The 25173-nt window shown below is 73.1% G+C and carries 23 protein-coding genes and 1 riboswitch; of the genes, 10 read left to right on the top strand and 13 right to left on the bottom strand.

All coding sequences use genetic code 11. The features are described 5' to 3' along the window. Window positions 1-12 precede the first annotated feature (12 nt). From pknB to thiO, 4 genes are all read right to left on the bottom strand, one after another. Entirely contained in the window at window positions 13-1935 is a 1923-nt protein-coding gene (pknB, locus tag M8J74_RS34160) for a Stk1 family PASTA domain-containing Ser/Thr kinase (protein ID WP_249840153.1), read from the bottom strand. 118 nt (window positions 1936-2053) lie between these two features. Further along, window positions 2054-2848: a thiazole synthase gene (locus tag M8J74_RS34155; protein ID WP_249840152.1), complete on the bottom strand. Its 795-nt coding sequence runs from the start codon at window positions 2846-2848 to the stop codon at window positions 2054-2056. 3 nt (window positions 2849-2851) lie between these two features. Next, on the bottom strand, window positions 2852-3052 hold the full coding sequence (thiS, locus tag M8J74_RS34150; RefSeq protein WP_249840151.1) for a sulfur carrier protein ThiS: 201 nt from the start codon (window positions 3050-3052) through the stop codon (window positions 2852-2854). Then, a complete protein-coding gene (gene thiO, locus M8J74_RS34145) occupies window positions 3049-4203 on the bottom strand; it encodes a glycine oxidase ThiO (RefSeq protein WP_249840150.1) in 1155 nt (384 codons plus the stop codon). The genes thiS and thiO overlap by 4 nt, the downstream gene beginning before the upstream one ends. Beyond that, a riboswitch (TPP riboswitch) is annotated at window positions 4201-4312 on the bottom strand. (Overlaps the previous gene by 3 nt.) Before the next feature lie 136 nt (window positions 4313-4448). On the opposite strand from thiO, the gene M8J74_RS34140 reads away from it, so the two are divergent. From M8J74_RS34140 to M8J74_RS34120, 5 genes are all read left to right on the top strand, one after another. Then, window positions 4449-5678: an NAD(P)/FAD-dependent oxidoreductase gene (locus tag M8J74_RS34140; RefSeq protein WP_372500353.1), complete on the top strand. Its 1230-nt coding sequence runs from the start codon at window positions 4449-4451 to the stop codon at window positions 5676-5678. A gap of 66 nt (window positions 5679-5744) precedes the next feature. After that, a complete protein-coding gene (locus M8J74_RS34135; RefSeq protein ID WP_058925820.1) occupies window positions 5745-6116 on the top strand; it encodes an Rv2175c family DNA-binding protein in 372 nt (123 codons plus the stop codon). Window positions 6117-6244: 128 nt separating this feature from the next. Beyond that, entirely contained in the window at window positions 6245-6904 is a 660-nt protein-coding gene (thiE, locus tag M8J74_RS34130; protein ID WP_249840149.1) for a thiamine phosphate synthase, read from the top strand. A 109-nt stretch (window positions 6905-7013) separates the two neighbouring features. Further along, window positions 7014-7937 (top strand): methylenetetrahydrofolate reductase [NAD(P)H], encoded by a 924-nt coding sequence (metF, locus tag M8J74_RS34125; protein WP_249840148.1) that lies wholly within the window; start codon window positions 7014-7016, stop codon window positions 7935-7937. A 56-nt stretch (window positions 7938-7993) separates the two neighbouring features. Then, the gene (locus tag M8J74_RS34120) at window positions 7994-8953 is read left to right on the top strand and encodes an SCO2102 family sporulation regulator (RefSeq protein ID WP_249840147.1); all 960 of its coding nucleotides are present in this window, start codon (window positions 7994-7996) and stop codon (window positions 8951-8953) included. Window positions 8954-8974: 21 nt separating this feature from the next. On the opposite strand, the gene M8J74_RS34115 is transcribed toward M8J74_RS34120, so the two are convergent. The 5 genes from M8J74_RS34115 to M8J74_RS34095 form a co-directional block, all read right to left on the bottom strand. After that, window positions 8975-10480 carry a phytoene desaturase family protein gene (locus tag M8J74_RS34115; protein WP_249840146.1) on the bottom strand — a complete coding sequence of 502 codons (1506 nt, stop codon included), beginning with the start codon at window positions 10478-10480 and terminating at the stop codon, window positions 8975-8977. Between the two features lie 30 nt (window positions 10481-10510). Continuing rightward, window positions 10511-11128, bottom strand: coding sequence for a DUF4126 domain-containing protein (locus M8J74_RS34110; RefSeq protein ID WP_249840145.1), 618 nt, complete (start codon window positions 11126-11128; stop codon window positions 10511-10513). A 352-nt stretch (window positions 11129-11480) separates the two neighbouring features. Continuing rightward, window positions 11481-12116 carry a TetR/AcrR family transcriptional regulator gene (locus M8J74_RS34105; protein WP_058928469.1) on the bottom strand — a complete coding sequence of 212 codons (636 nt, stop codon included), beginning with the start codon at window positions 12114-12116 and terminating at the stop codon, window positions 11481-11483. A gap of 47 nt (window positions 12117-12163) precedes the next feature. Further along, window positions 12164-14248, bottom strand: coding sequence for a YhgE/Pip family protein (locus M8J74_RS34100; RefSeq protein ID WP_249840144.1), 2085 nt, complete (start codon window positions 14246-14248; stop codon window positions 12164-12166). After that, complete coding sequence (locus M8J74_RS34095) at window positions 14220-14957, bottom strand: ATP-binding cassette domain-containing protein (RefSeq protein WP_249840143.1); 738 nt, start codon at window positions 14955-14957, stop codon at window positions 14220-14222. Before M8J74_RS34095 ends, M8J74_RS34100 begins: the two co-directional genes overlap by 29 nt. A 171-nt stretch (window positions 14958-15128) precedes the next feature. Here M8J74_RS34095 and M8J74_RS34090 point away from each other — a divergent pair, with 171 nt between their 5' ends. From M8J74_RS34090 to M8J74_RS34080, 3 genes are all read left to right on the top strand, one after another. Beyond that, window positions 15129-15695: an SAV_6107 family HEPN domain-containing protein gene (locus tag M8J74_RS34090; RefSeq protein ID WP_058925828.1), complete on the top strand. Its 567-nt coding sequence runs from the start codon at window positions 15129-15131 to the stop codon at window positions 15693-15695. Window positions 15696-15925: 230 nt separating this feature from the next. Then, the gene (locus M8J74_RS34085; RefSeq protein WP_249840142.1) at window positions 15926-16696 is read left to right on the top strand and encodes a methyltransferase; all 771 of its coding nucleotides are present in this window, start codon (window positions 15926-15928) and stop codon (window positions 16694-16696) included. Between the two features lie 276 nt (window positions 16697-16972). Further along, window positions 16973-17365 (top strand): SCO2097 family morphological protein, encoded by a 393-nt coding sequence (locus M8J74_RS34080; protein ID WP_058925830.1) that lies wholly within the window; start codon window positions 16973-16975, stop codon window positions 17363-17365. A gap of 89 nt (window positions 17366-17454) precedes the next feature. On the opposite strand, the gene M8J74_RS34075 is transcribed toward M8J74_RS34080, so the two are convergent. From M8J74_RS34075 to M8J74_RS34060, 4 genes are all read right to left on the bottom strand, one after another. Then, a complete protein-coding gene (locus tag M8J74_RS34075; RefSeq protein WP_249840141.1) occupies window positions 17455-19962 on the bottom strand; it encodes a transglutaminase TgpA family protein in 2508 nt (835 codons plus the stop codon). Further along, the gene (locus M8J74_RS34070) at window positions 19959-21338 is read right to left on the bottom strand and encodes a DUF58 domain-containing protein (RefSeq protein ID WP_249840140.1); all 1380 of its coding nucleotides are present in this window, start codon (window positions 21336-21338) and stop codon (window positions 19959-19961) included. Before M8J74_RS34070 ends, M8J74_RS34075 begins: the two co-directional genes overlap by 4 nt. Then, entirely contained in the window at window positions 21338-22375 is a 1038-nt protein-coding gene (locus tag M8J74_RS34065; RefSeq protein WP_249840173.1) for an AAA family ATPase, read from the bottom strand. Before M8J74_RS34065 ends, M8J74_RS34070 begins: the two co-directional genes overlap by 1 nt. A gap of 238 nt (window positions 22376-22613) precedes the next feature. Next, the gene (locus M8J74_RS34060) at window positions 22614-23222 is read right to left on the bottom strand and encodes a beta-class carbonic anhydrase (protein ID WP_372500352.1); all 609 of its coding nucleotides are present in this window, start codon (window positions 23220-23222) and stop codon (window positions 22614-22616) included. 355 nt (window positions 23223-23577) lie between these two features. On the opposite strand from M8J74_RS34060, the gene rsmH reads away from it, so the two are divergent. After that, a complete protein-coding gene (gene rsmH, locus M8J74_RS34055; protein ID WP_249840139.1) occupies window positions 23578-24537 on the top strand; it encodes a 16S rRNA (cytosine(1402)-N(4))-methyltransferase RsmH in 960 nt (319 codons plus the stop codon). Between the two features lie 42 nt (window positions 24538-24579). After that, window positions 24580-25098 carry a cell division protein FtsL gene (gene ftsL / locus M8J74_RS34050; RefSeq protein WP_249840138.1) on the top strand — a complete coding sequence of 173 codons (519 nt, stop codon included), beginning with the start codon at window positions 24580-24582 and terminating at the stop codon, window positions 25096-25098. Window positions 25099-25173: the final 75 nt, after the last annotated feature.

Genomic DNA, 25173 nt, shown 5'->3' with positions numbered 1-25173 from the left:
GGCAGCCCTTCGTCACCGGATCTTGATGGTGATCGTCGAGCCCTTGGGCGCCGTCTGGCCGCCCTTCACGGACTGCGCCTTGACCGTGTCGCCGAACAGGCCGAGCAGGCCGCGGTCCTCGTCGACCTTGAATCCGGCGCCCTCCAGGGCCTTGTGCGCGTCGTCGACGCTGTCACCGGTGACGTCAGGGACCTCGACCATCACGGGGCCCTTCGACAGCGTCAGCGTCACCGTGTCGCCCTCGGCGGCCCGGCCGTCGCCCGTGGGGGTCTGCGCGGCGACCTGGCCCTTGTCGTAGTCGGAGTTGATCCGCTCGGCGGCGACCTTCACCGTGAGGCCCGCCTCCTCCAGGTCGGACCGCGCGGACTGGAGGTCCTCGCCGGTGACGTCCGGGACGTCCACCGGGCTGCCCTTGCTGACCGTCAGCGCGACCGCCGAGCCCGCGTGCCGCCGTACGCCGGATGCCGGGTCCGTGGAGATCACGGAGCCCCGCTGGACGCTGTCGCTGAACTCCCGGGTGACCATGCCGGCCTCGAGCCCGCCCCTCTTGAGCTGGGCCCTGGCCTCGGCCAGGGTCCGCCCCTGGACGTCGGGCACCTTCACGGTCTCGGGGCCGTCGGAGAGGGTGATCGACACGGAGGCGTTGTCCCGGACCCGGGCGCCGGGCTCCGGGTCGGAGCTGATGACCGTGCCCCGGGCCACCGTGTCGCTGTAGGCGTGCTTGACCGTCCCCAGGTCCAGCCCGGCGTCGCTCAGCTTCTTCTCGGCCTGCGTCCGGGTCTTCGCCAGCACCGGCGGGACCTTGGTGAACTGGCCGGAGTTGATGTACCACACGCCCGTGCCGACGCCGAGGATCAGCAGCACCGCCGCGACGATCGCCAGCGGCCCGCGCCGGGAGCGCCCCTCGCGCGGGCGCGGCGGCAGCGGCGGGGGAGACTCCAGCCGACTGGTGCGGTGCAGCGCGGACTCGTCGTTCACCGGCTGCGGCCGGGGCGTGGTCAGCGCGCGCGGGATGACGCTCGTACGGTCCTCGGAGATGTCCCGGTGGTCGGCCGGGACCGCCCGCGGCGGCACCGCGTCCAGCTGTTCGACGCTGAGCGCGGCGCGCACCTCGCGGGTCTGCGCGAGCAGCGCCACCGCGTCGTACGGGCGGACGTCGGGAGTGCGCGCGGTCGCCGAGGCGACCAGCTCGTCCAGCGCGTACGGCAGCCCCGGGACGACCGCCGACGGGGGCGGGACGTCCTCGTGGAGGTGCTTGTACAGGACCGTGGCCGGGGAGTCCCCCTCGTGCGGCCGGTCGCCGGTGAGCATCTCGTACAGGACGACACCGCACGCGTACACGTCGACCCGCGGGTCGGCCGTGCCGTGCTCGATCTGCTCCGGCGCGAGGTAGGAGACGGTGCCGAGGACGGTCCCGGTGGTGTTGGTGACCGTGTCCACGGAACGCACGAGCCCGAAGTCGGCGACCTTCACCCGGCCGTCGTCTCCTATGAGGACGTTCTCCGGCTTCATGTCCCGGTGCACGAATCCGGCCCGGTGCGCGGCGCCCAGCGCGGCGAGCACCGGCTCCAGGATGTCCAGGGCGGCGCGCGGCTGCAGCGCCCCGCGCTCGCGCAGCACGTCGCGCAGGGTGCACCCGGCGACGTACTCCATGGCGAGGTAGACGTACGACCCGTCGGTGCCCTGGTCGAAGACCTGCACCACGTTCGGGTGGGCGAGCCGGGCGACCGACTTCGCCTCCCGGATGAACCGCTCGACGAAGGAGCCGTCGGCCGCCAGCGAGGGGTGCATCACCTTCAGCGCGAGCACGCGGTCGAGGCGGGTGTCCAGGGCCCGGTAGACCGTGGCCATCCCGCCGACCGCGATCCGCGCGTCCACGCGATAGCGGCCGTCGAGCACCTGCCCGACCAATGGGTCCTGAAGGGTCGTATCCACGCAGGTGAGTGTACGAGCCGAGACTGACAGAGCCGTCGGTTCGGGTGAGATCGGGGCGGTACTGCAGCCGAGCTGTGACGGACCCCGCACCGCCGTCCGGATCTGATCGAACGTACGTTCAGAACGCGGGGCGCTCCGGATCGAGACGCGCGCGCCCCTCCTGCGGCGAGGACGCCTCCGCGAAGTGCCGGCGCGGGATGCGGCCCGCCCGGAACGCCAGCCGGCCCGCCTCCACCGCGTGCCGCATCGCCTCGGCCATCAGCTGCGGCTCCTGCGCCCGCGTCACCGCCGAGGCGAGCATCACGCCCGCGCAGCCCAGCTCCATCGCGAGCGCCGCGTCCGAGGCCGTACCGGCGCCCGCGTCCAGGATCACCGGCACGCGCGCGTGCTCGGTGATCAGCTGGAAGTTGTGCGGGTTGCGGATGCCCAGGCCGGAGCCGATGGGCGAGCCGAGCGGCATGATCGCCGCGCAGCCGATGTCCTCCAGCTTCCGCGCGAGCACGGGGTCGTCGTTCGTGTACGGCAGCACGGTGAAACCGTCGTCCACCAGGGTCTCGGCGGCGTCCAGCAGCTCGATCGGGTCGGGCAGCAGGGTGCGCTCGTCGGCGATCACCTCGAGCTTGACCAGGTCGGTGCCGAGCGCCTCGCGTGCCAGGCGCGCGGTCAGGACGGCCTCCTGGGCCGTGAAGCAGCCGGCCGTGTTCGGCAGGACGCGGATGCCCAGCCCGGTCAGCACCGACAGCACCGAGCCGTGCACCGAGGCGTCCACCCGCCGCATGGCGACCGTGGTCAGCTCCGTGCCGGAGGCGACCAGCGCGCGCTCCAGCACCTCCAGGCTGGGGGCGCCTCCGGTGCCCATGATCAGGCGGGACGTGAAGGACGTACCGCCGATGACGAAGGGATCGTCGGCCATGGGTCAGCCTCCTTGGACGGCGGTGAGGACCTCGACGCGGTCCCCCTCGGAGAGGGGCGTCGCGGGCCACTGCGCGCGCGGGACGACGGTCTCGTTCAGGGCGGCGGCCACTCCGGAGGCGGCCGGGGTCAGGGTGCGGACGACGGTGTCCAGGGCCGTGCCCGGGGCGAACTCGCGCGCCTGGCCGTTGACAGAGACGTTCATGCGGGCTGCTCCACGCGCGCGAACCGCTTCGGGGTGAACGGGCGGGCCTCTTCGGGCAGTTCACCGGTGGCCAGGACCTGGGCCATGGCGTCGCCGGTGACCGGCGTGAGCAGCACGCCGTTGCGGTAGTGGCCGGTGGCCAGCACAAGCCCGGGCAGTTCGGTCGGGCCGAGCAGCGGCGCGTTGTCGGGGGAGCCGGGGCGCAGACCCGCGCGCGTCTCCGTCAGCGGCAGTTCGGTGATCCCGGGGACCAGCTCGTGCGCGTCGCGCAGCAGCTCGTACACCCCGCCGGCGGTGACCGTCGTGTCCCAGCCCAGCTCCTCGCTGGTGGCGCCGACGACCAGCTCGCCGTTCTCGCGCGGCACCAGATAGACGTGACTGCCGCGCACCAGCGCCCGCACGGTACGGCTCAGGAACGGCGCGTACCGCTTCGGCACGGTCAGCCGCAGCACCTGCCCCTTGACCGGACGCACCGGCGGCAGCACGTCGTCCGGCACCCCCGGCAGCCGCCCGCTGAGGCTGCCGGCCGCCAGCACCACCTGTCCCGCGGCCAGCTCGGTGCCCTCGGCCGTGACGACGCCGGCGGCCCGGTCCCGCGCGACCCGGAAGCGCTCGGCCCACACCCGGTGGAACACCACGCCGGCCCGCTCGCACGCGGCCACCAGCGCGTGCGCCAGGCGCCGCGGATCGATCTGGTGGTCGCCGTCGACCCGCAGCCCCCCGCGCACGCCCGGCGCGAGCATCGGCTCCAGGCGCCGGCAGTCGCGCCCGGACAACCACTCGGACTCCAGGCCCGACTGCCGCTGCAGGGCATGCAGTTCGCGCAGGTGGGCGCGGTCGTCGGCGTCGAGCGCGACGGCGAGCGTGCCGCACCGGCGGTAGCCGACGTCGTGACCGCTGACCTCGGTGAGCTCCGCCGCGAAGTCCGGGTAACGGCGGGCGGAGGCCAGATTGAGGCCGAGCAGGGTCTGCTCGCCGTAGTGCAGTTCCGTGACGGCGGCCAGCATCCCGGCGGCCACCTGGGCGGCCCCGCCGCCCGGCTTGGGATCGACCACGGCTGTCGAAAGACCGCGCTGCGCGGCCCGCCAGGCCGTGACCAGGCCGATGATTCCGCCCCCGATGACGAGGACGTCTGACGTACGTGACGACATGGGCGTCCAGCCCCTCCCTTCGCCGGCATGACCCGGATCAGGTTCGTACGGTCGGAGGCCGCCAGCCTCCCTCTCAGCCCGGTGCGTCCGGGCTCCCGCGAGTGCGTGTACGGGTGCCACCCTAGCCCGGCCCCGCGCGCCTCGGTAAGACGGCCTCCGGCCGCCGGGCGCGCTCACCGACGGTGTGGAACAGGTCACGGAGCACGCCCCCTGACTGACGGGTAGTCAGTGTCTATGGTGATCAGGTGAGCGAGCAGACGACGCAGGCACAGCGGCGTGCGGTCGTGGTCGGCGCCGGCATGGCCGGTGTGCAGACCGCGGTCGCGCTGCGCGAACAGGGCTTCACCGACACCGTCACCCTGATCGGCGCCGAGCCCCATCAGCCCTACGACCGGCCGCCGCTGTCCAAGGCCGTCCTGCTCGGCAAGTCCGAGGGCTCCGCCTTCGACGTCGACTTCGAGGCGCTCGGCATCGAACTGCGCCTGGGCCGCGAGGCACTGGGCCTGCGCCCCGCCGAGCACCGGCTGGACACCGATGCCGGCCCCGTCCCGTACGACGTCCTGATCCTGGCCACCGGCGCCGAACCCGTCATGCTGCCCGGCGCCGAGGGCGTGCCCGGCGTGCACCTGCTGCGCACCCTGGACGACGCCGAACGGCTGCGGCCCGTGCTCGCCCGGCAGCACGACATCGTGGTCGTCGGCGCGGGCTGGATCGGCGCCGAGTTCGCCACGGCCGCCCGTGAGGCCGGCTGCGCGGTGACCGTCGTCGAGGCGGCGGACCGGCCGCTCGCCGGCGCGCTGCCCGCCGAGGTCGCCGCCCCGATGGCCGCCTGGTACGGGGACGCCGGCGTCGAGCTGCGCACCCACGCGCGCGTGGAGCGCGTCGAACCCGGTGCGGTCGTCCTCGACGACGGCACACGCCTGCCCGCGGGCGCGGTCGTGGTCGGCATCGGCGCCCGCCCCGCCACCGCCTGGCTCGCCGGCTCCGGCGTCGAGCTCGGCGCGCACCGCGAGGTCCTGGCCGACGACCGCCTGCGCGCCTCGGTGCCGGACGTCTACGCCGTCGGCGACTGCGCCTCCTTCCCCTCCGCCCGGTACGGCGAGCGCCTGCTCGTCCACCACTGGGACAACGCCCTCCAGGGCCCGCGCACGGTCGCCGCGAACATCGTCGGCGAGGCCACCGACGAACCCCCGGCCGTCTACGACCCGGTCCCGTACTTCTGGTCGGAGCAGTTCGGCCGGTTCGTGCAGTACGCCGGGCACCACGCGTCCGCCGACGCGGCCGTGTGGCGGGGCGACCCCGCCGGACCGGCCTGGTCGGTCTGCTGGCTGCGCGAGGACCGCCTGGTGGCGCTGCTCGCCGTCGGCAGGCCGCGTGACCTGGCCCAGGGACGGCGGCTGATCGAGGCGGGCACCCCGATGGACGCGGCGCTGCTGGCCGACCCGGCGAAGCCCCTGAAGGCGGCGACGGCGTAGCCCGGACGCCACTGCTCGGGCGGGCCCGACTTCCGACTGTCGGTCCCGGATGGCAGGCTTGATTCCGTGACCGAGATTGACGCAAAGATCGATGCTCTCGTCCCCGCCTGGCTCACCCTGCCCGACATCGCCGAAATGCTCGACGTGGAGGTGACGCGCGTGCGGCAGCTGGTCAAGGACGGCCAGCTCATCGCCGTACGCCGGGGTGAGAACCGCGCGCTGCACGTCCCCGCCGCCTTCATCGACGGGGCCGAGCAGAAGGTCGTCAAGGGCCTGTCGGGCACCTTGACGCTCCTGAGGGACGACGGCTTCACCGACGAAGAGATGCTGGAGTGGCTCTTCACGCCCGACGAGAGCCTGCCCGGCACGCCCGCGCAGGCCCTGAGCGAGAATCGCGGCACGGAGGTGAAGCGCCGGGCCCAGGCGCTCGCCGTCTGAACCAGCCAGAACGAACCGAACACCGTCCGGAGCACGGGCCGTGGCCGGTGAGGCCACGGCCGCGGACCACCGCGGCCTGCCGCACCGGGCCGCGGCCCGTGCACCATCCACACCCGGGGGACACCCGCATGCCCGTCACGTCCGGCGCCGACGCCCGCGCCCGGCTCTCCGACGCCCGGCTCTACCTCTGCACGGACGCCCGCAGGACCCAGGGCGACCTGCCCGAGTTCCTGGACGCCGTCCTGGCGGGCGGGGTCGACATCGTGCAGCTGCGCGACAAGGGCATGGAGGCGGCCGAGGAACTGGAGCACCTCCAGGTCTTCGCCGAGGCCGCCGCCCGCCACGGCAGGCTCCTCGCGGTCAACGACCGCGCGGACGTCGCCCACGCGGCCGCCGCCGACGTCCTCCACCTGGGCCAGGGCGACCTCCCGGTCCCCGCGGCCCGCGTGATCCTCGGCGAGGACGTGCTCATCGGCCGCTCCACGCACGCGGAGGCGGAGGCCGAGGCGGCCGCCGTCCAGGAGGGCGTGGACTACTTCTGCACCGGCCCCTGCTGGCCGACCCCCACCAAGCCCGGCCGCCACGCCCCCGGGCTCGGCCTGGTCCGGCACACCGCCGCCCTGAACACCGACCGCCCGTGGTTCGCCATCGGCGGCATCGACCTCGCCAACCTCGACGAGGTGATCGAGGCCGGGGCCCGCCGGGTCGTGGTCGTGCGGGCGATCACCGAGGCGGACGACCCCGGTGCGGCCGCCGCGGACTTCGCGAAGCGGCTGCGGCAGCCCTGACGGGGCCCTGAGCGACCCCGGTGTCCAAGGGGTGGACAACAGCGCGGCAAAACGGGCAAATTCCCGGCTCTCGGTTGGGGGACCGGGCGCCCCTGGTTAACCTGCCAGTATGGCCCTCGGAACCGCATCCACCAGGACTGATCGCGCACGTACGGTGCGCGACATGCTCGCGACGGGCAAGACGACGTACTCCTTCGAGTTCTCGGCGCCGAAGACCCCCAAGGGCGAGCGGAACCTGTGGAGCGCGCTGCGCAGGGTCGAGGCGGTGGCTCCCGACTTCGTCTCCGTGACGTACGGCGCCGGCGGCTCCACGCGCGCCGGCACGGTCAAGGAGACCGAGCAGATCGTCGCCGACACCACGCTGACGCCGGTCGCCCACCTCACCGCCGTCAACCACTCCATCGCCGAGCTGCGCAACATCATCGGCCAGTACGCGGACGCCGGCATCCGCAACATGCTCGCCGTGCGCGGCGACCCGCCCGGCGACCCCATGGCCGACTGGGTTCCGCACCCGCAGGGCCTGACCTACGCCGCCGAACTCGTCCAGCTCATCAAGGAGTCGGGCGACTTCTGCGTCGGCGTGGCGGCCTTCCCGGAGATGCACCCGCGCTCCGCCGACTGGGACACGGACGTCGCCCGCTTCGTCGACAAGTGCCGGGCCGGCGCCGACTACGCCATCACGCAGATGTTCTTCCAGCCGGAGTCGTACCTGCGACTGCGCGACCGGGTGGCCACGGCGGGCTGCGCGACCCCCGTCATCCCGGAAGTGATGCCGGTCACGAGTGTGAAGATGCTGCAGCGTTTGCCGCAGCTCAGCAACGCCCGGATCCCTTCCGTCCTGAAAGAGCGGATCCTCACAGCAAAAGACGATCCGGCCGCTGTACGCTCCATTGGCATCGAATTCGCCACGGAGTTCTGCGCGCGACTGCTGGACGAGGGAGTGCCCGGACTGCACTTCATCACGCTCAACAACTCCACGGCGACGCTGGAAATCTACGAGAACCTGGGCCTGCATCACCCCCCGCAGGCCTAGACCGGCCGCACGGGTATACGACACACTGCGTAGCGGCGACTGGGAGAGGGGCGTACATGGGCTGGACGGTCCTCTACATCGCGTTCGGCATCGTCGCGCTGTGGCTGCTGGGCGAGGTGCTGCTGCAGTACAAGGCGCGGCTGCGCTGGCGGCTGCTCGCCTTCGCCGGATTCCTCGGCGTCGTGCTCGGCGTGCTGATCCCCTCGGTCATCGTCATCGGCCTGGGCGCCGCGGCGTTCGCGGTCGGGCAGACCTTCGTCACGCTGTCGTTCCGCCGCGGCTTCTCCGCGGGCTGGGCGGTCAAGCGCCCCGAGGGCGACGGTCTCGGCGCCGGCCTCAAGGGCCGTCGCGGCAAGGCGGAGCGCCGCGACCCGACCCTGGAGGTGTCCGAGCTGGAGCCGGAGGCCGACACGGACTACGGCCCGGAGCGCGCCGCCTACACCCAGGACCCCGCCTCCTACGGCGCGGACGACGACTACGACCGCGACGACGTCTTCACCCCCGCCCGCCCCGCGGCCGCCGAGACCACCGCCGTCTACGAGCCGCAGCCCCTGCCCGACGACACCGGCTCCTACGGCATCTACGGCGACACCTCGTACGCCGCCGCCGACCCGTCGTACGCCAACGCCGGCCAGGCCCAGGACCAGTACGCGACGGCCGCCCAGGGCGCCGACCAGAGCTACGGCTACGACTACTCCGGCTACGGCCAGCAGCAGTACGGCTACGACACCACCGGCCAGCAGCAGTACGCCGCCTACTCCGATCCCTACATCGGCACCCAGACGTACGGCGGCGGCTACGACGCGAGCTACGACCAGTACGGCCAGCAGGGCTACAGCCAGGAGCAGTACGGCACCGGCGGGTACGGCGAGACGCCGTCCGCCGGGGTCTGGGTCCCGCAGCAGCGCACCGACGAGACCTACGGCGGCGAACTCCCGCCCGAGCAGCAGTACCCGTACCAGGGCGACGGCCAGCAGCAGGGCGGCGCCGGGTACGACGAGCAGTACCGCTTCTGAGGACCCCTCAGCACCGGCCGGTCACTGCGAGCCCCGGAACTCCGGCCCCTCCACGATCAGTCCGGCCACCAGCGCGCCCGACATGCCCGCGTGCGGGAGCCCGCCGCCGGGGTGCGACCAGCCGCCGACGGTGAACAGGCCGGGAACGGCGGTGGTGTTGGCCGGGTGCAGCAGGCCGCCCTCGCCCGCGGCGAGCGCCGGCGGCGGGACGGCGCCGCCCTCGGCGCCGGTCGCCTCCGCGATGTCGGCCGGGGAGCGCACCTCGTGCCACAGCAGCCGCTCGCGCAGATCCGGTACGGCCCGCTCGGCGACGGTGATCAGCTTCTCGGCCAGAGCGGCCCAGTCCTCCCGGCTTCCCTCGGGCCGGGCCGGGACCACCGCGGTGAGCGTGACCGCCTCGTGGCCGGCATCCGGGACCAGCCGCGGGTCGTCGGGGCGCAGGACGGTGAGCGTGGGGCGGTCCGGCAGCGCCGCCGGGGTGCCGAACAGGGCGTCCAACTCGGCCTGCCGGTCGGCCGCGTGCACCACGGTCCGGTGCGCGGTCCCCTCCGGGCGGCCGCCGCGCAGCGCCAGCAGCACCGTGAGACGGCTCGGCAGACCGCGCCGCGGCGGGACCTCGCCGTCGGCCCGGACGGCCGAACCCCGTACACAACGGCTCAGCGTCCCGGGCGCGACTCCGGCGACCACGAAGTCCGCCTCCTCGACCGTCCCGTCCGCGAGCTCCACCCCCGTCGCCCGGCCGTCCTTCTCCAGCACCCCCGTCACCTCGGCGCCGAAACGGAACTCGACCCTGCGCGCCAGGCACCGCTCGTGGACGGCGCGCGCCAACTCCCGCATGCCGCCGCGCACATACCAGACGCCGAAGGCGTGCTCCATGTACGGCAGGACGGCCGCGCTCGCCGGGGTGACGCGCGGATCGAGGCCGTACGCGAGGGCGTGGCCCTCCAGCAGCGCCGTGAGCCGGGGCTCCCGCAGCTCGAAGGCGCCGACCTCACCGAGCGTGCTCGCCCGCCGGGTGCGCAGCAGCCGCTTGTGCGCCACCGCCGGATAGGGCTCGCGCTCGGCCAGCACCGACCAGTTGGGCCACAGCGGCTCCTCCAGCAGCGGCCGCCGGGTGCGGTCCCAGGCCTCGCGGGCCCGCACCAGGAAGTCGCCCCAGCGCTCGCCCGCGGGCGCCCCGAGCGCCTCGTCCAGGGCGGCGACGACGCCCGCGCGCGAGGCGTTGGGCAGGCGGACGCGCGTGCCGTCCGCGAAGACGTGCAGGGAGGACGGGTCGACCTGGACCAGCTCGACGCGGTCCTCCAGCGGCTCCTTGCCGGTCTTGACGAACAGATCGCGCCAGACGGCGGGCAGGGTCAGCAGTCCGGGACCGGTGTCGAAGCCGAAGCCGTCGCGCTCGAACCGGCGCACCGCGCCGCCGTACGTCTCCGTACGCTCGTACACCGTCACCCGGTGGCCCGCGACGGCCAGCCGGGCGGCGGCCGCCATCGCGCCCAGCCCGGCGCCGATCACCGCAATCCGTCCCATGACCGCGACTTTATCGACCGCCACCGACCGTCACGGAACGGGAGGCGGTTCCGGCTGCGCGGCGAGCCGCCGTTCCTCCCGCCGCTGGGCCCTGCGCCGCAGGAAACGCCGGATCCGGGAGACCAGGAAGACCAGCACCACCAGACCGGTCAGCAGCAGCGCGCCGGCGAGGGAGGCCGCCGCGACCGGGTGGAACATCGCGAACGTCACGATCGCGCCGACCCCGAGGTCCTCGGCGATGCTGATGACGATGTTGCTGAACGGTTCCGGCGAGGTGTTGACCGCCATCCGCGTCCCGGCCTTGACGGTGTGGCTGGCCAGCGCGGTGAAGCCGCCGATCAGGCCCGCGACCACGTCGTTCAGGGAACCGCTCTGCCCGGCGAGCAGCGCACCGACCCAGGCGCCCGCGACGGGGCGGACCACGGTGTGCACCGAGTCCCACACCGAGTCGACGTACGGGATCTTGTCGGCGACCGCCTCGCACAGGAACAGCACGCCCGCAAGGACGAGGACCTCGGGCCGCTGGAGCGCCCCGGGGACGTCGTCGCTCATCCCGGTGGCACCGAACACGCCGAGCAGCAGCACCACGGCGTAGGCGTTGATGCCGCTGGCCCAGCCGCTGGTGAAGACGAGAGGGAGTACGGACACGGACGCGATCGTAACCAGTGGGCGGCACCGCGTCCTGGGGATGAGCACGCAGAGCTGAGTATCCGTACCTAGTGGGCGAGATGAGTACGCGCGCGGATGGGGGCGGACCTGCGCGAACGAGAAGGTGGAGGCACGGAGAGGGGCGCGGCTGCGGCACCGGCGACACGGGGCGCCGGAACGGAGCGGCCCACGATCCGCTCCTTCCGCCGGCCGAGGTCGGCGGGAGCGAGGCACGGGGGAACCCGAGGGAACGACCGCAACGGGGGTCCCGACGGGGGGAGCACGACAGAGCGCCGGTTCGAGGTGGCCCGCGGGGGACGCGGCCACGGCGGACCGGCGCTTTCGTCGTGCGTCAGTCCCGGTCGCGGCCGCTGACCCGGCCCTGCAGCAGCCGGGACAGCGCCGCGTGGACGTCGTCCAGGGAGCGCTCCGGCTGGAAGGACTGCCAGTCCAGGGCGGCCACCAGGACCATGCCGACCAGGGCCGACGCGGTCAGCGGCACATCGATCTCCTCGCTGAACTCGCCGGCCGCCACGCCGTCCCGGAGCACGTCCTCCACGACGGCCACCGCCTGCTGGCGCACCACCATCAGCGTGGACTGCCAGGCCCGGTTGGTGCGCCACAGCTCGGCGACGTAGAGCTGGGTGAAGGCCGGATAGCGCTCGATGAACACCAGGCCCGCCCGGATCATCGCGTCCAGGGCGTCGACCTTGCCGCCGCCGTCCCGCGCGGTCTGCTCGGCCGCCTGGCGCAGCGAGGCGGTCAGGAGCCCGACGCCGTGCCGCAGCAGCTCCTCGAAGAGGACGGACTTGCTGGCGAAGTTGTAGTAGACGGTGCCCTTCGCGACCCCGGCCCGCTCCGCGATCTCGTCCACGGTGGTGGCGGAGAACCCCTGCTCGGCGATGAGCGTGACGGCCGCCTCGTAGAGCTTCTGCCGGGTGGCCTCGCGGCGCGTGCTGCCACCCGTCGTGGGACTGCTGCTTTCCATGGCCCCGATTGTCACAGGTACGCGCGTGTGCAGGGCCTTCTTCGGGATCACAGGGTCAGCTCCGGGTGCAGCCGGTCCAGCGTCCACACCTGCCGGCGGCGCGCCGACAGCGCCGTCAGCGCGAGGGAGCCGGCCGTGAAGGCGAGGAGCACCACGCACGCGTGCCACACGGGCACCAGACCGCCGCCCGTGATGAGCCTGCGCAGGGCCTCCACGATGTAGCTCATCGGCAGGAAGGGGTGGATGGCGTTGAAGAACCAGGGGCTGGTCTGCACCGGATACGTGCCGCCCGCGGACGTCAGCTGCAGCATCAGCAGGGCGAGCACCAGGATCCGGCCCGCCGCCCCGAAGCGCGCGTTCAGCCACTGCACGATCGCCGCGAAGCACGCCGTCACCAGGAACAGGAAGGCCACCGTGCCGGCCGCCCGGGCCATCTCCAGGCCGATCGCCCAGTGCAGGACGGACATCAGGGCCACCGTCTGCAGGACGCCGACGGCCACCACCGGCAGCCAGCCGGCCAGCGCTATCCGCCAGGCCGGGGCGCCCGTGGCGAGCGCGCGCCGGTTCATCGGCGCGATCAGCATGTACGCCACCATCGCGCCCACCCACAGCGAGAGCGGGATGAAGTACGGGGCGAAGCCGGTGCCGTAGTTGGGCGCCTTGTGCAGGTCCTTGGAGACCAGCCCGACCGGGTCGGCCATCACCTCGGTGCGCTGATCGCGGTCCTTCTTGTCGTAGTCGGGGATTTTGCCCGCACCGTCGTGCAGGCCGCCCGCGAGCTTCCCGGAGCCGTCGGCGAGCTTGTACATGCCGCCGTTGAGGGTCTGCGCGCCGGTCTCGAGCTGTCCGATGCCCTTGTCCAGGGCCGAGGCTCCGGAGGCCGCCGTGCCGAGGCCCTGGTTCAGCTTCTTCGCGCCCGCGGCGACCTTCCCGGCGCCCTCGTTCAGCTTGTTGATCTTGGCCACGGCGTCGGTGAGGTCCTCCGACAGGTGCGGCGCGCGGTCGGCGAGCGCCTGGGCCTGCTTCTGGAGGGTGGCGAGGTTGGCGTCGAGCTTCTTCAGGTCGCCGTCCTGGTCGTCGATCAGCGTGTTGAGGTCGTCGGCGATCGTCGCCACGTCGGCGGCGGCGACCTTGGCCTTCTTCAGGTCGGAGCAGGCCGGATCGGGCAGCACGGGGTCCTCGCAGCGCGCCCGGTAGACGGCGTCGAGCGCGTCGGAGGCGGTGTGGGCGCCCTTGGCGGCGGCCGGGGCCGTGCGCACCAGGACGTCGAGGTTGTCGCGGATGCCCTGGGCGGAGTGGGCGACCAGGCGGGCGGTGTCCCCGATGGTCTTCTCGTTGCCCTTCAGGAAAGGGCCCACCTTCTTGTCGACCGCGTTCACCTTGTCGGCGAGCGTCTGCGTGCCGGCAGCGACCTGCCGCGAGCCGTCCGCCAGGTCACCGGCGCCCTTGTGGAGCTTCGTCAGCCCCTTGACCAGCTTCCCGCTGCCGCCCTCGGCGTCCTTCAGTCCGTCGGCGAGGTCCTTGGAGCCCTTCTTCGCCTTCCCGATGCCCCCGTGGAGCTGGTCGGCGCCCTTGGCGGCCTGCACGGTCTTGCCGTGGATGTCGGAGAAGGAGATGAAGATCCGGTCCAGGAACGAGCGCGAGGTTTTCGTGGACGCGGCCGTGCGGACCTCGTTGAAGACCGTCTTGGAGATCTGCCCGACGATGTAGTTGTTGGCGTCGTTCGTGCGCACCCGGAGCGCGCCCGTCTCGGGGGAGTCGCCCGCGCTGGAGGCGATCCGCCTGCTGAAGTCGGCCGGCATGGTCAGCGACAGGTAGTAGGTGCCGTTCTCCACGCCCGCGCGTGCCTGCGCGTCGCTCACCTCGTGCCACTCGAAGACCTCGCTGTCGCGCAGCCCCTTCGTCAGATCGTCGCCCGCGGTGATCCGCTTGCCGTCGGCGGTGGCCCCCTTGTCGTCGTTCACGAGCGCCACCGGGATGCGGTCGAGGCGGCCGTAGGGGTCCCAGAACGACCACAGGTACAGGGCGCCGTAGAGCAGCGGCAGCACCAGCAGGGCGACGAGCGCGGCGCGCGGCAGTTTCCCCCTGCCGAAGCGCCGCAGCTCAAGAGCGGCCAGTCTCGGCGAGCGCATCGGCCTTCTCCTTCCCCGAGGTGCTCACGGTCGCGAGGTCCCGCGGGGCCTGGCTGCAGACGGCCAGCACCGTGGTCCCGGCCCGGGCCACGGACTCCAGCAGCGCCCAGACCTCGGCCTGTTCGGCGTCCGAGAGCTTGAGGTCGGTGTCGTCGACGCCCAGCAGCCGCGGGCCGCCGATGAGGGCGAGGGCGACGGACAGGCGCAGCGCCTCGAGCCGCTCCAGGTCGCGTACGGCGGTGCGCGAGCCCTTGGGCAGCGTCTCCGTGTCCAGGCCGGCGGCGGCGAGGGCTGCGTCGATCCGCAGCCGCGCCTCAAGCAGGCGCTCGGCGCGCGGGCGCAGCAGCTCCCGCAGCGAGTCGCCGAACCGGCGCTGCAGCAGCGCCCGTTCGCGCAGGTGCTCGCCGACGGTCAGGGCCGGGTCGAGGTCGGTCACCCCGGCGACGTTGGCCACCGCCGCGACGCGCCGGACGGCCGCCAGGTGCTTGGGCAGTTTGCACTCGCCGACCGTGGCCACTCCTTCGGTGGACCTCATCCGGCCCGTGAGCGCCAGCAGCAGGCAGGTGCGGCCGGACCCGGACGGGCCCTCGATCGCGAGCAGCGCGCCGGGCTCCGCGTCGAACGTGATGTCGCGGAAGGCCCAGCCGCGCGGCCCCTTGAGCCCGAGTCCGCGGGCCGTGACACCGATTCCGGGCACGGTTCCCCCCATCCCTCGATGTGTAGTGCAATTGAACTGACTGGTCAGTGCAAAAACTACTCCGAACTTTCGATCGAAGCAAAAGCCCAGGTCGGAACGGATTGTCAGTGCCATACCCCACGATGCCCACATACGACATCCCGTATGTGGGCATGCCGTCACGCAGACGACAGGAGGTTCGTCATGGCCAGTCACCCCGCAGCAGCCGCCCGCCGGCGCCGCGCCACCGGCCCTGCCCCCTCACTGACCGGACCGGCCAGCGACGTGCACCCGGTGCTCCGCCGGGCCGCCGCCCCGCCCGCCGCCCTCGACCTGCTCGCCCAGGCCCGCGCCGGACTGGACGAGGCGGCGGTCCTCGAGACGCCCAACGAGCGCTACGCCACGGCCCACCTCGCCGCCCTGCGCACGGCCGCCGCGGTCCTCGCCGCGCGAGGCCGCCCGGAGCTCACCCCGAGGCGCCGGGCCCGCATCCGGAGCGCTTGGGAAGTGCTCCCCGAGATCGCGCCCGAACTCACCGAGTGGAGCGCGCTGTTCGCCTCCGGGGCCCGGCGCCGCGCCCGGGCCGAGGCCGGCATCCAGGGCGCGGCCACCCGCCGGGACGCCGACGACCTCATACGCGACGTGGCGATGTTCCTGCGCCTCGTCGAGCGGATGCTCGTCCTCCAGCCGGTCCTGCCCCAGCCCCGCCAGGACGCCGACCACCCCGGGGCGGACCCGGACACCGGCCGGGACTTCCCCGACACGGGCTGACCGGCCAGGTGCGACCGACGCGAGGCACCGACGCGAAGCTCCGGCGCGGGGAGGCCGAGGCCGCCGTACGAAACGTTCCGCAGGGCACGCCGCACGGTGACCAGGCAGGGCGTCCGAGGCAATAGGGTGGAGAACGCCTGAAGTCTTCCCCGCCGCGACCCCCGGGCCGGGAAGGCAGCCCGTTCGCTCCGCCGTGCAACAGGCGGTGCCGCGCCGAGGAGTCAACTGCCGTGTCGGACCCGCTACGACCTCGCGCCTCTCTCCGTACCGCCGTGGTCTGGGAAGTCCTCCAGGACGCCCTCGACCGGCGGATCAAGGCCACGGGCCGCGACGCGCTGGACGTCCTCGACACCGGAGGCGGCAGCGGCAACTTCGCGGTGCCCCTGGCCCGCCTCGGCCACCGCGTCACCGTCGTCGACCCCAGCCCGAACGCGCTGTTCGCGCTGGAGCGCCGCGCCGCCGAGGCCGGCGTCGCCGACCGGGTGCGGGGTGTGCAGGGCGACGCGCACGGCCTCTTCGACGTGGTCGAGCGCGGCAGTCACGACGTGGTGCTGTGCCACGGCGTCCTGGAGTACGTCGACGACCCGGCGGAGGGCCTGCGCAACGCGGTCGCCGCCCTGCGCTCCGAGGGCGTCCTCAGCCTGCTCGCGGCCGGCCTCGGCGGCGCCGTGCTCGCGCGGGCCCTCGCCGGGCACTTCAAGGAGGCCCGGCAGGCGCTCGGCGACCCGAACGGCCGGTGGGGCGAGGGCGACCCCGTGCCGCGCCGGTTCACCGCCGAGCAGCTCACCGCGCTCGTCGAGGGCGCGGGCCTCAGGGTCGGCGCCGTGCACGGCGTACGGGTCTTCGCCGACCTCGTCCCGGGCGTGCTCGTCGACACCGAGCCCGGTGCCCTGGAGGCGCTGCTGAAGCTGGAGGAGGCGGCGGCCGAACTGCCGGCGTTCCACTCCGTGGCCACCCAGCTTCATGTGCTCGGTGAGACGCGAGGGGCCGACGGGGCCTGAGCCTCCTCCCGGGGCGCGCCGCTGATCAGCGGGTTGGCTGCGCATGGAGTACGCCACAGGCCCCCCGTTCGGGGGCTCGGGGCCGTATGATCGAAGGAGATCACCCGGCATGACGGGTCGGCCGCTGGGGAATGGAAGATTCAACGAGCCGGGACGTCGATGACGGAATCCGGTTGGCCAATTGGCGCAGAGGGGCGGGTTTCACGGGGGCGATTCCCTGCCTATCCTGAAGGGACCCCCGGGTCGCCCCGGCGACTGCACGATGAGGAGGACTCCGTGCCGCTCTCGGAGCACGAGCAGCGCATGCTCGAGCAGATGGAGCGAGCGCTGTACGCCGAAGATCCCAAGTTCGCGTCGGCGCTCGAGGGAAGCGGGCTGCGTACGTACACCCGGCGGCGGGTCTACCAGGCGGTCGCGGGCTTCCTCGTGGGTATCGCGCTCCTCATGGCTGGAATGGTCGCCAAGCAGGTCTGGCTCAGCGTGGTGGGCTTCCTCGTCATGCTGGGCTGTGCGGTTCTGGCCGTGACCGGCTGGCGCAAGGCTCCCAAGCCGGGTGAACAGCCCGCCGCGGGCGCCCCGCACGCGCGTCGCCAGGGACGGCCGAAGCGCTCCATGATGGACCGCATCGAAGAGCGCTGGCAGCGGCGCCGCGACGAGCAGGGCCACTAGCGCTCCCCATGACGATGAAGGGGTGACCACCCACCGGGTGGTCACCCCTTCACGTATGCGCGGCGGCGGGCCCTCGCCGCCTGCGCCCGTCAGCCGCTCTGCTGTCCCGACGGGCGGCGGGCCAGTGCGGTCAGGCGCTCCGCCGTGCGGCTCTTGAAGGCGTTCCAGCGGTCCGAGGCGTCCCAGAGCGCGCGCACCGCCGACCGCGGCGCCAGCACCGCACGCACCCGGGTCGTCCGGCTCGCCCGTGCCCGCAGCGCCGTCCGCAGCCTGCGGACGTCGTCGGCCAGCCCGGGCGCGGCGTGCGGCCGGGGCGCGAACAGGACCTGCTCCACCGCGCTCGCCACCCGGTGCACCGACTCCGCGGCGGCCGGTTCCAGTTCCCCGAGCCGTACGATCCGCGCCGCCGCCTTCCGCGGGGTCAGCGCGTCGTCCGGCACGATGCCGTAGTCCCAGGCCGTGTCGGTGAGCTCGCGCCAGACGGCCAGCACATGCCCGGCGGCCATCTCGGCCGCGTACCGCGCCTCCGCCTCGACCGCCGTCGTCGAGACGCCCGTCAGCGTGACCTCACCGGCGGCGAGGCCGTCCGCCGCCCGCTCGTCGCGACCGCGGGCCGACACCGTGCCGGACGCCGAGTGCTGGGCCGAGGCGAGCCGCACCGTGCGCCGGCGGATGCGCCACAGCATGGGCAGCAGCGGCACGACGAGCGCGAGCAGGCCGAGGAGCGTCCATCCCGCGATCTCGTACCAGGCCGGACCGCCGCCACCGGGGGTGGCCGTGTCCGCCGGAAGGGCGTTGCCGCATTCCTGGAGCTTCTTCTGCTGCACCCCGCAGCTCGTGGTCGCCGACGGCGCCGCGGACACGGACGCTCCCGCCGACTGCGAGCTCCGCGGCAGGTCCGGAAGGCTGCTGCCCGGCGTGTCCGACTGGGTGTAGGAGGGCGTCACACCCCGGTTGGGGGTCGGCTCGAAGCGGGTCCAGCCCACGCCCTCGAAGTACAGCTCGGGCCAGGCGTGCGCGTCCTTCAGGCCGACGGACACCGAACGGTCCGACTGCGGGGTGCCGGGCGCGAAACCGACCGCGACCCGGGCCGGGATGCCCAGGCTGCGGGCCATCGCGGCCATCGCGAAGGAGAAGTGGACGCAGAAGCCCTCCTTGTCCTTCAGGAACTTCGCTATGGCCTGCGAGCCGGTGCCGACCTGCACCTGGGTGCTGTACTGGAAGCCGCCGTTGACCGCGAACCAGTCCTGGAGCTTGACCGCCTGTTCGTAGTGGCTCGTCGCGCCCTCGGTGACCTTGCGGGCGGTCGTCCGCACCACGTCGGGCAGCGACTTCGGCAGCTGGGTGTACTCGTCCTTCAGTGCCTTGGGCGGCTCCGGCGCGTCGGCCAGCTGCTCCGCCGTCGGCTGCACGTCGAGGCTCTTGACCAGGTAGGTCTTGCCGCGGGTGGTCTCGCCGTGGTCGCCGACGAGCGTCATGCCCACCGGTTCGTAGCGCCACTTGCCGCCGACCTGCACGCCGCTGGGCGGGTAGGGCATCGGCAGCCAGTCCTGGGCGTACCAGTCGGCCGCCGAGACACGGGTCTCGATCTCCGCGCGCTTGACGTCCGGGCCGAGGCCCGTCGGGGTGGGGAGCTTGTCCGGCACGCCGGTGACGTGCCGCTTGGACGGCTTCCAGGTGCTGCCGTCGAAGTCGTCCAGGGACACGATCCGCAGGTACAGGTCGGCGACGTCGCCGTTGGTCTTCAGGGACAGGACCTGGCGGTCCTCGTCCACGTTCAGGCTGTCGCGCAGCGAGACCAGGGGGTTGACCGCGGAGATCGTGCCCCCGCTGCCGTTGCCGGCGCCCACGCCCGTCCCGGCGCCGTCCAGCAGACCGCCGCTCATCGACGGCAGGAGGGCCGGCACCACGAGGGCGAGCCCGAGGGCGAGCACCCCGATGCGCCGCCCGGTACGGACCGGTGCCACCGCGCCCGGTTCCCCGCCCGGCGTGCGCGGCGCCCCGCCGAACACCCGCCCCCACTGCGAGAGCCGGTCCCGGCCCTCCGCGAGGAGCAGCATCAGATAGCCGGCCGCCGCCACCAGGAACCACAGCCAGTCGGTGCCGCCGTCGGACAGCCCGGCGGCGACGGAGTACAGCGCGAGCAGCGGCAGCCCGGCGGGAGCCGCGCTGCGGAAGGTCACCGCCAGGGTGTCCACCGCGAGCCCGATGATCATCACACCGCCGAGCAGCATCAGCCGGATGCCGTGCGACTCCAGCGGTGCCGGTATCGCGTACCGCGCGATGTCGTCGCCGCCCTGCTGCAGCAGCTCTGCGAAGTGCCGGAAGGCCTCGGGGCCGGGGACGATCCCGAGGAACGCCTGCTGCCGGGCGAAGACGAGGGTGAGCATCAGCAGGGTGACGAGCGCCTGCGCCGCCACCGTCAGCGGCCGGGCCAGCGGCACCCGCCGGGTCGCCGCGCCCACACCGCTCTGCACGCCCAGCATGAGGGCCGCCTGCAGGATCCAGGTGGCGGGCGTCACCAAGGGCAGCAGGGCGCAGGACGCCATCAGGGTGGCCGCCCAGGCGCACAGTGCCAGTCGTGCCCGCCCGCTCATGAGCCCGCCCCCTCGGCGTCGGCCGCGTTCGCCGCGGCCACGCCCAGGCCCGCGCGCTCGCGGTCCGCCTGGCGCCACAGCTCGCTCAGCGCGGTGCCGCGCGGCACGCTCAGGGCCGTCCAGCCCGCCTCCCGCAGCATCCGCAGCCGCTCCTCACGCCGGTTCAACGGCCCGGGCACATCGGTGGGTTCCCGCACCCACGTGTCACTGTCCAGCAGGAAGGCCAGCGCGCCCCCGCTGCGCTGGCGCATCTTGGCGGCGATCGTGGCCTGTTCCTCGTCGAGGTCGCCGAAGAAGGCCACCAGCAGCCCCTCGTTGCCGCCGCGCAGCACGTCGTACGCCCGGGACAGGCCCGCGCCGTCCGAGTGGTCGACGACCGCGAGGGTGTCCATCATCAGCCCCGCCGCGTCGGCGGTCTCCTGACTCGCCCCCGCGAACCCGTCGGCGCCCTCGCCGGGCACCGAGTTGCCCGTGTCGGTCAACAGCCGTACCGAGAAGCCCCGTTCCAGCATGTGGACCAGGACGGACGCCGCGCCCGAGACGGCCCACTCGAAGGCCGAGTCGGGGCCCGCGCCCCGGAAGCCGATGCCCCGGGTGTCCAGCAGCACCGTGCACCGGGCACGCTGCGGCTGCTCCTCCCGGCGCACCATCAGCTCGCCGTAGCGGGCGGTCAAGCGCCAGTGCACCCGGCGCAGATCGTCGCCGTAGCGGTAGCCGCGCGGGATCACGTCGTCCTCGCCGGCCAGCGCGAGCGACCGCTGCCTTCCGTCGCCGTACCCCTTGGACTCGCCGCTGAGGCGCACCGGTGGCAGCGCCTCCACGCGCGGGATCACCGTCAGGGTGTCGTACGAGGAGAAGGAGCGGGTCAGCTCGCACATGCCGAACGGGTCGGTCAGGCGCAGCTGGAGCGGGCCCAGCGGGTAGCGGCCGCGCAGGTCGGAGCGGACGCGGTAGGAGACCTCGCGGCGCCCGCCCGGCTCGACGCGGTCCAGCACGAAGCGGGGCCGCGGGCCGAGGACGTAGGGCACCCGGTCCTGGAGCATCAGCAGGCCCGTGGGCAGCCGGGAGACGTTGTCCATCCGCAGATGGACCCGGGCCTCGCTGCCTGCGGGCACGCGCGCGGGGGAGAGCCGGCGGCTGCCGGCCACCCGGTAGCGCGTGCGGTAGAGGAAGACCGCGCAGACCAGGGGCAGCGCGGCGAGCAGCAGGCCGACGCGCAGCAGGTCGCTCTGGCCGAGGACGTAGGCGCAGATCGCGGCCGCGATGCCGGCGGCCAGGAAGGAGCGTCCGCGGGTGGTCAGACCCGCCAGGGCGGTGCGGATACCGCCCTTCTCACCGCGGTCGGCGTCCGCGGGCCCGCCCGCCCCGGTGGCCATCACAGCCTCCGCGGCGGCTGCTGGCCGTAGGCCGAGGTGCCGCGCCCGAGGCCGCCGAAGCCGCCCTGCTGCGGTGTCGCGGGCACCGGCGTGCGCTGCAGGATCTCCTGGACGACCTGCTCGGAGGTGCGGCGGTTGAGCTGGGCCTGCGCCGTGGGCAGCAGCCGGTGGGCCAGGACGGCGACGGCGAGCGCCTGGATGTCGTCCGGCAGGGCGTACTCCCGGCCGCTCAGGGCCGCGGAGGCCTTCGCCGCGCGCAGCAGGTGCAGCGTCGCGCGCGGGGAGGCGCCGAGTCTGAGGTCGGGGTGGGTACGGGTGGCCGTGACCAGGTCGACCGCGTAGCGCCGGACCGTTTCGGCGACGTGCACCGAGCGGACGGCCTCGATCAGCTTGACCATGTCGTGCGCGTGCGCGACCGGCTGCAGGTCCTCCAGGGGGGACACGCCGCCGTGCACGTCGAGCATCTGCAGCTCGGCCTCCACGCTCGGGTAGCCCACCGAGACCCGGGCCATGAAGCGGTCGCGCTGGGCCTCGGGCAGCGGGTAGGTGCCCTCCATCTCCACCGGGTTCTGCGTGGCCACCACCATGAAGGGGCTCGGCAGCTCGTAGGTCTGCCCGTCGATGGTGACCTGGCGCTCCTCCATGGACTCCAGCAGCGCGGACTGGGTCTTGGGCGAGGCGCGGTTGATCTCGTCGCCGATCACGATCTGCGCGAAGATCGCTCCGGGCTTGAACTCGAAGTCGCGGCGCTGCTGGTCCCAGATCGACACGCCCGTGATGTCCGAGGGCAGCAGGTCCGGGGTGAACTGGATACGCCGCACGGAACAGTCGATGGACCGCGCCAGTGCCTTGGCGAGCATGGTCTTGCCCACGCCGGGGACGTCCTCGATCAGAAGATGTCCCTCGGCGAGCAGTACGGTCAGCGAAAGCCGTACGACCTCGGGCTTGCCCTCGATCACTCCTTCCACCGAACTGCGGACGCGCTCCACAGTGGCAGTCAGATCACTAAGGCTCGCTCGATCGTCATAGGTCGTCACCCGGCCCTCCTCGGCCCGTTCTTTCATGGGCCGATGCTCAGCTGCACGCCCCGGCCCACCCCGAATCACGGACACCACGCGGGAAACGTCCCGCGCGGCGCCACACCCCGCATTCTTGCTGCCGTTACCGATTCGTGTCACTCGACTGTGGACAAGTGGCCGCGATATGTCGGGTTTTACGGTGCTTGGGCTCCAGCATGCGCGACTTGTGCGAGGAACGAGAAGGGCCGGGGACCGGTCACGCGGGGTCGATCTCGCGCAGCAGACCGGTCCGCACGTCGAAGACGAAGCCGCGCACGTCGTCGGTGTGCAGCAGGAACGGCGAGGTGCGCACCCGCTGCATGGACTGGCGGACGTCCTGGTCGACGTCGGCGAAGGCCTCCGCGGCCCAGGCGGGACGCTGGCCGACCTCCTCCTCCAGCTCGGTGCGGAAGTCCTCGGTGATCGTCTCCATGCCGCAGCCGGTGTGGTGGATGAGGACGATGCTGCGGGTGCCGAGCTTGCGCTGGCTGATGGTGAGGGAGCGGATCACGTCGTCGGTGACCACACCGCCGGCGTTGCGGATCGTGTGGCAGTCGCCGAGCTGCAGACCGAGCGCCTTGTGCAGGTCGATGCGGGCGTCCATGCAGGCCACGACCGCCACGTGCAGCACGGGACGGGCGTCCATCCCGGGGTCGGTGAACGCCTCGGCGTAGCGTTCGTTCGCCTCGACCAGGCGGTCGGTGACCGTGCCGCCTCGTATGGCGCCTTCGGATTCGGTGGAAACGGATGCGGAAGTCGTCATACTCATGACGTTACTGGTCACCGCCGATCTGGTCTGCGGGTGGGAGCGGGAAAAGAGCGTCATCACGGTCCTCGTGTGAGGTAACCCACACAGGTGGCGGGTGGAAAGCCGTACGGGTGATTTTCCCCGGTATGCCGCTTCGCGCGCACCTCGGGGCGCGACGCGCAGGCCGGTTGATTGACCGCGAGACACCGTGGACTAAAGTGACGCGAAGCGGGAGGCGAGGCTCTCCCTGCTGGACTGACATCCCGGAGACCCGGCGATTTTCCGGGCTCTCCCCACGTGCGCGGCGCGTACGTACGGCTCGGCCTCCTCCCGCTCCCGGCCGGCTGACGCTTCCGGCGCCGGCAGGCCTCCCCTTCACGAGCGGGCGGGGACCCGGCGGTGCGTACGGCCGAGCCGGATCTGAGAGGGCCCCTTGAGCGAGAGTCGACACGTCCCGGTGATGCTCCAGCGGTGCCTGGACCTGCTGGCGCCCGCGCTGGAGCGGCCGGGAGCGGTGGTCGTCGACTGCACCCTCGGACTCGGCGGTCACAGCGAGGCTCTTCTCCGGCGCTTCCCGGAGGCCCGGCTCGTCGCCCTCGACCGCGACAAGGAGGCGCTGCGCCTGTCCGGCGAGCGGCTGGCGACCTTCGGCGAGCGCGCCACTCTGGTGCACGCCGTCTACGACGAACTGCCCGGCGTGCTGGACCGGCTCGGCATCGCGCGCGTGCAGGGCGTGCTGTTCGACCTCGGCGTCTCCTCCATGCAGCTCGACGAGGCCGGGCGCGGCTTCGCCTATGCCCAGGACGCCCCCCTCGACATGCGCATGGACCAGACGACCGGCATCAGCGCCGCCGAGGTCCTCAACACCTACCCGCCCGGCGAACTCGTCCGGATCCTGCGCGCGTACGGCGAGGAGAAGCAGGCCAAGCGGATCGTGTCCGCCATCGTGCGCGAGCGCGAGAAGGAGCCGTTCGACAACAGCGCACGGCTCGTCGAGCTCATCCGCAACGCCCTGCCGCAGGCCGCCAAGCGCACCGGCGGCAACCCGGCCAAGCGGACCTTCCAGGCCCTGCGGATCGAGGTCAACGGCGAGCTGTCCGTGCTGGAACGGGCGATCCCGGCCGCGGTGAAGGCGCTCGCCGTCGGCGGGCGGATCGCCGTGCTGTCGTACCACTCGCTGGAGGACCGGCTGGTCAAGCAGGTCTTCGCGGCCGGTGCGGCCACCACCGCGCCGCCCGGGCTGCCGGTCGTCCCCGAGCGGTACCAGCCCCGGCTCAAGCTGCTCACACGCGGTGCCGAACTTCCCACCGAGGAAGAGGTCGCCGAGAACCGGCGTGCGGCACCGGCGCGGCTGCGCGGGGCCGAGCGCATCAGGGAGGACGCCGAACAATGAGGGGCGTGAGTGAGTTGGGAAACCGGACTCACTGGAGGCCGTGTGAGTAGGAAACCCGAACTGAGGGGGCGGGCCGCTCGTCTCGCCCGGCTCTTCCCCGGCCCGGGAAGCTCCGGGCAGGCGGCCCGCACCCCCTTCGTGCTCCTCGTCGTGCTCCTCCTCGGCGGCGGCCTGATCGGTCTGCTGGTGCTGAACTCCGCGCTCAGCGAGGGCTCGTTCAAGCAGGACGACCTGCAGAGGGACACCAAGAACCTCACCGACGAGGAACAGGCGCTCCAGCGGGACATCGACGCCTACTCCGCGCCCGACGCCCTCCAGCGCCGCGCCCGGGAGCTCGGCATGGTCCCCGGCGGCGACCCCGCCTTCCTCGGCCCCGACGGCAAGGTCAAGGGCGTCCCCTCGGCCGCCGCCCAGCAGTCCGCCGCCCAGATCCCGCTGGTCCTGCGCCCGCCGGAGACCGTCGCCCAGTCGCCCGCCGACACCGTCGCGCAGGCCGGCACCCCCGCGGCCGTCCCCACTCCCTCCCTGAGCCCCACTCCCACCACGACCCCCGGCAGGTGACGGAAGTGTCCGACAGGGAACCGCCGCGCCGCCGCGTGCCCGGCCCCGCGCGCCCCGTCCGCCCCGCCGCCGGCC

The organism is Streptomyces panaciradicis, from assembly GCF_023516615.1.
GTDB classification, from domain to species: Bacteria; Actinomycetota; Actinomycetes; order Streptomycetales; family Streptomycetaceae; genus Streptomyces; species Streptomyces panaciradicis.
The sequence above is the reverse complement of the archived record's forward strand: the minus strand, read 5'-3'. Positions and strand labels throughout refer to the sequence as shown.

What these genes read in the sequence shown, in the direction of transcription:
- M8J74_RS34155 (WP_249840152.1), bottom strand. Translation starts at nt 2,848, where the DNA reads ATGGCCGACGATCCCTTCGTCATCGGCGGTACGTCCTTCACGTCCCGC.
- thiS (WP_249840151.1), bottom strand. Translation starts at nt 3,052, where the DNA reads ATGAACGTCTCTGTCAACGGCCAGGCGCGCGAGTTCGCCCCGGGCACG.
- thiO (WP_249840150.1), bottom strand. Translation starts at nt 4,203, where the DNA reads ATGTCGTCACGTACGTCAGACGTCCTCGTCATCGGGGGCGGAATCATC.
- thiE (WP_249840149.1), top strand. Translation starts at nt 6,245, where the DNA reads ATGCCCGTCACGTCCGGCGCCGACGCCCGCGCCCGGCTCTCCGACGCC.
- metF (WP_249840148.1), top strand. Translation starts at nt 7,014, where the DNA reads ATGGCCCTCGGAACCGCATCCACCAGGACTGATCGCGCACGTACGGTG.
- M8J74_RS34120 (WP_249840147.1), top strand. Translation starts at nt 7,994, where the DNA reads ATGGGCTGGACGGTCCTCTACATCGCGTTCGGCATCGTCGCGCTGTGG.
- M8J74_RS34115 (WP_249840146.1), bottom strand. Translation starts at nt 10,480, where the DNA reads ATGGGACGGATTGCGGTGATCGGCGCCGGGCTGGGCGCGATGGCGGCC.
- M8J74_RS34105 (WP_058928469.1), bottom strand. Translation starts at nt 12,116, where the DNA reads ATGGAAAGCAGCAGTCCCACGACGGGTGGCAGCACGCGCCGCGAGGCC.
- M8J74_RS34100 (WP_249840144.1), bottom strand. Translation starts at nt 14,248, where the DNA reads ATGCGCTCGCCGAGACTGGCCGCTCTTGAGCTGCGGCGCTTCGGCAGG.
- M8J74_RS34095 (WP_249840143.1), bottom strand. Translation starts at nt 14,957, where the DNA reads ATGGGGGGAACCGTGCCCGGAATCGGTGTCACGGCCCGCGGACTCGGG.
- M8J74_RS34090 (WP_058925828.1), top strand. Translation starts at nt 15,129, where the DNA reads ATGGCCAGTCACCCCGCAGCAGCCGCCCGCCGGCGCCGCGCCACCGGC.
- M8J74_RS34075 (WP_249840141.1), bottom strand. Translation starts at nt 19,962, where the DNA reads ATGAGCGGGCGGGCACGACTGGCACTGTGCGCCTGGGCGGCCACCCTG.
- M8J74_RS34070 (WP_249840140.1), bottom strand. Translation starts at nt 21,338, where the DNA reads ATGGCCACCGGGGCGGGCGGGCCCGCGGACGCCGACCGCGGTGAGAAG.
- M8J74_RS34060 (WP_372500352.1), bottom strand. Translation starts at nt 23,222, where the DNA reads ATGACGCTCTTTTCCCGCTCCCACCCGCAGACCAGATCGGCGGTGACC.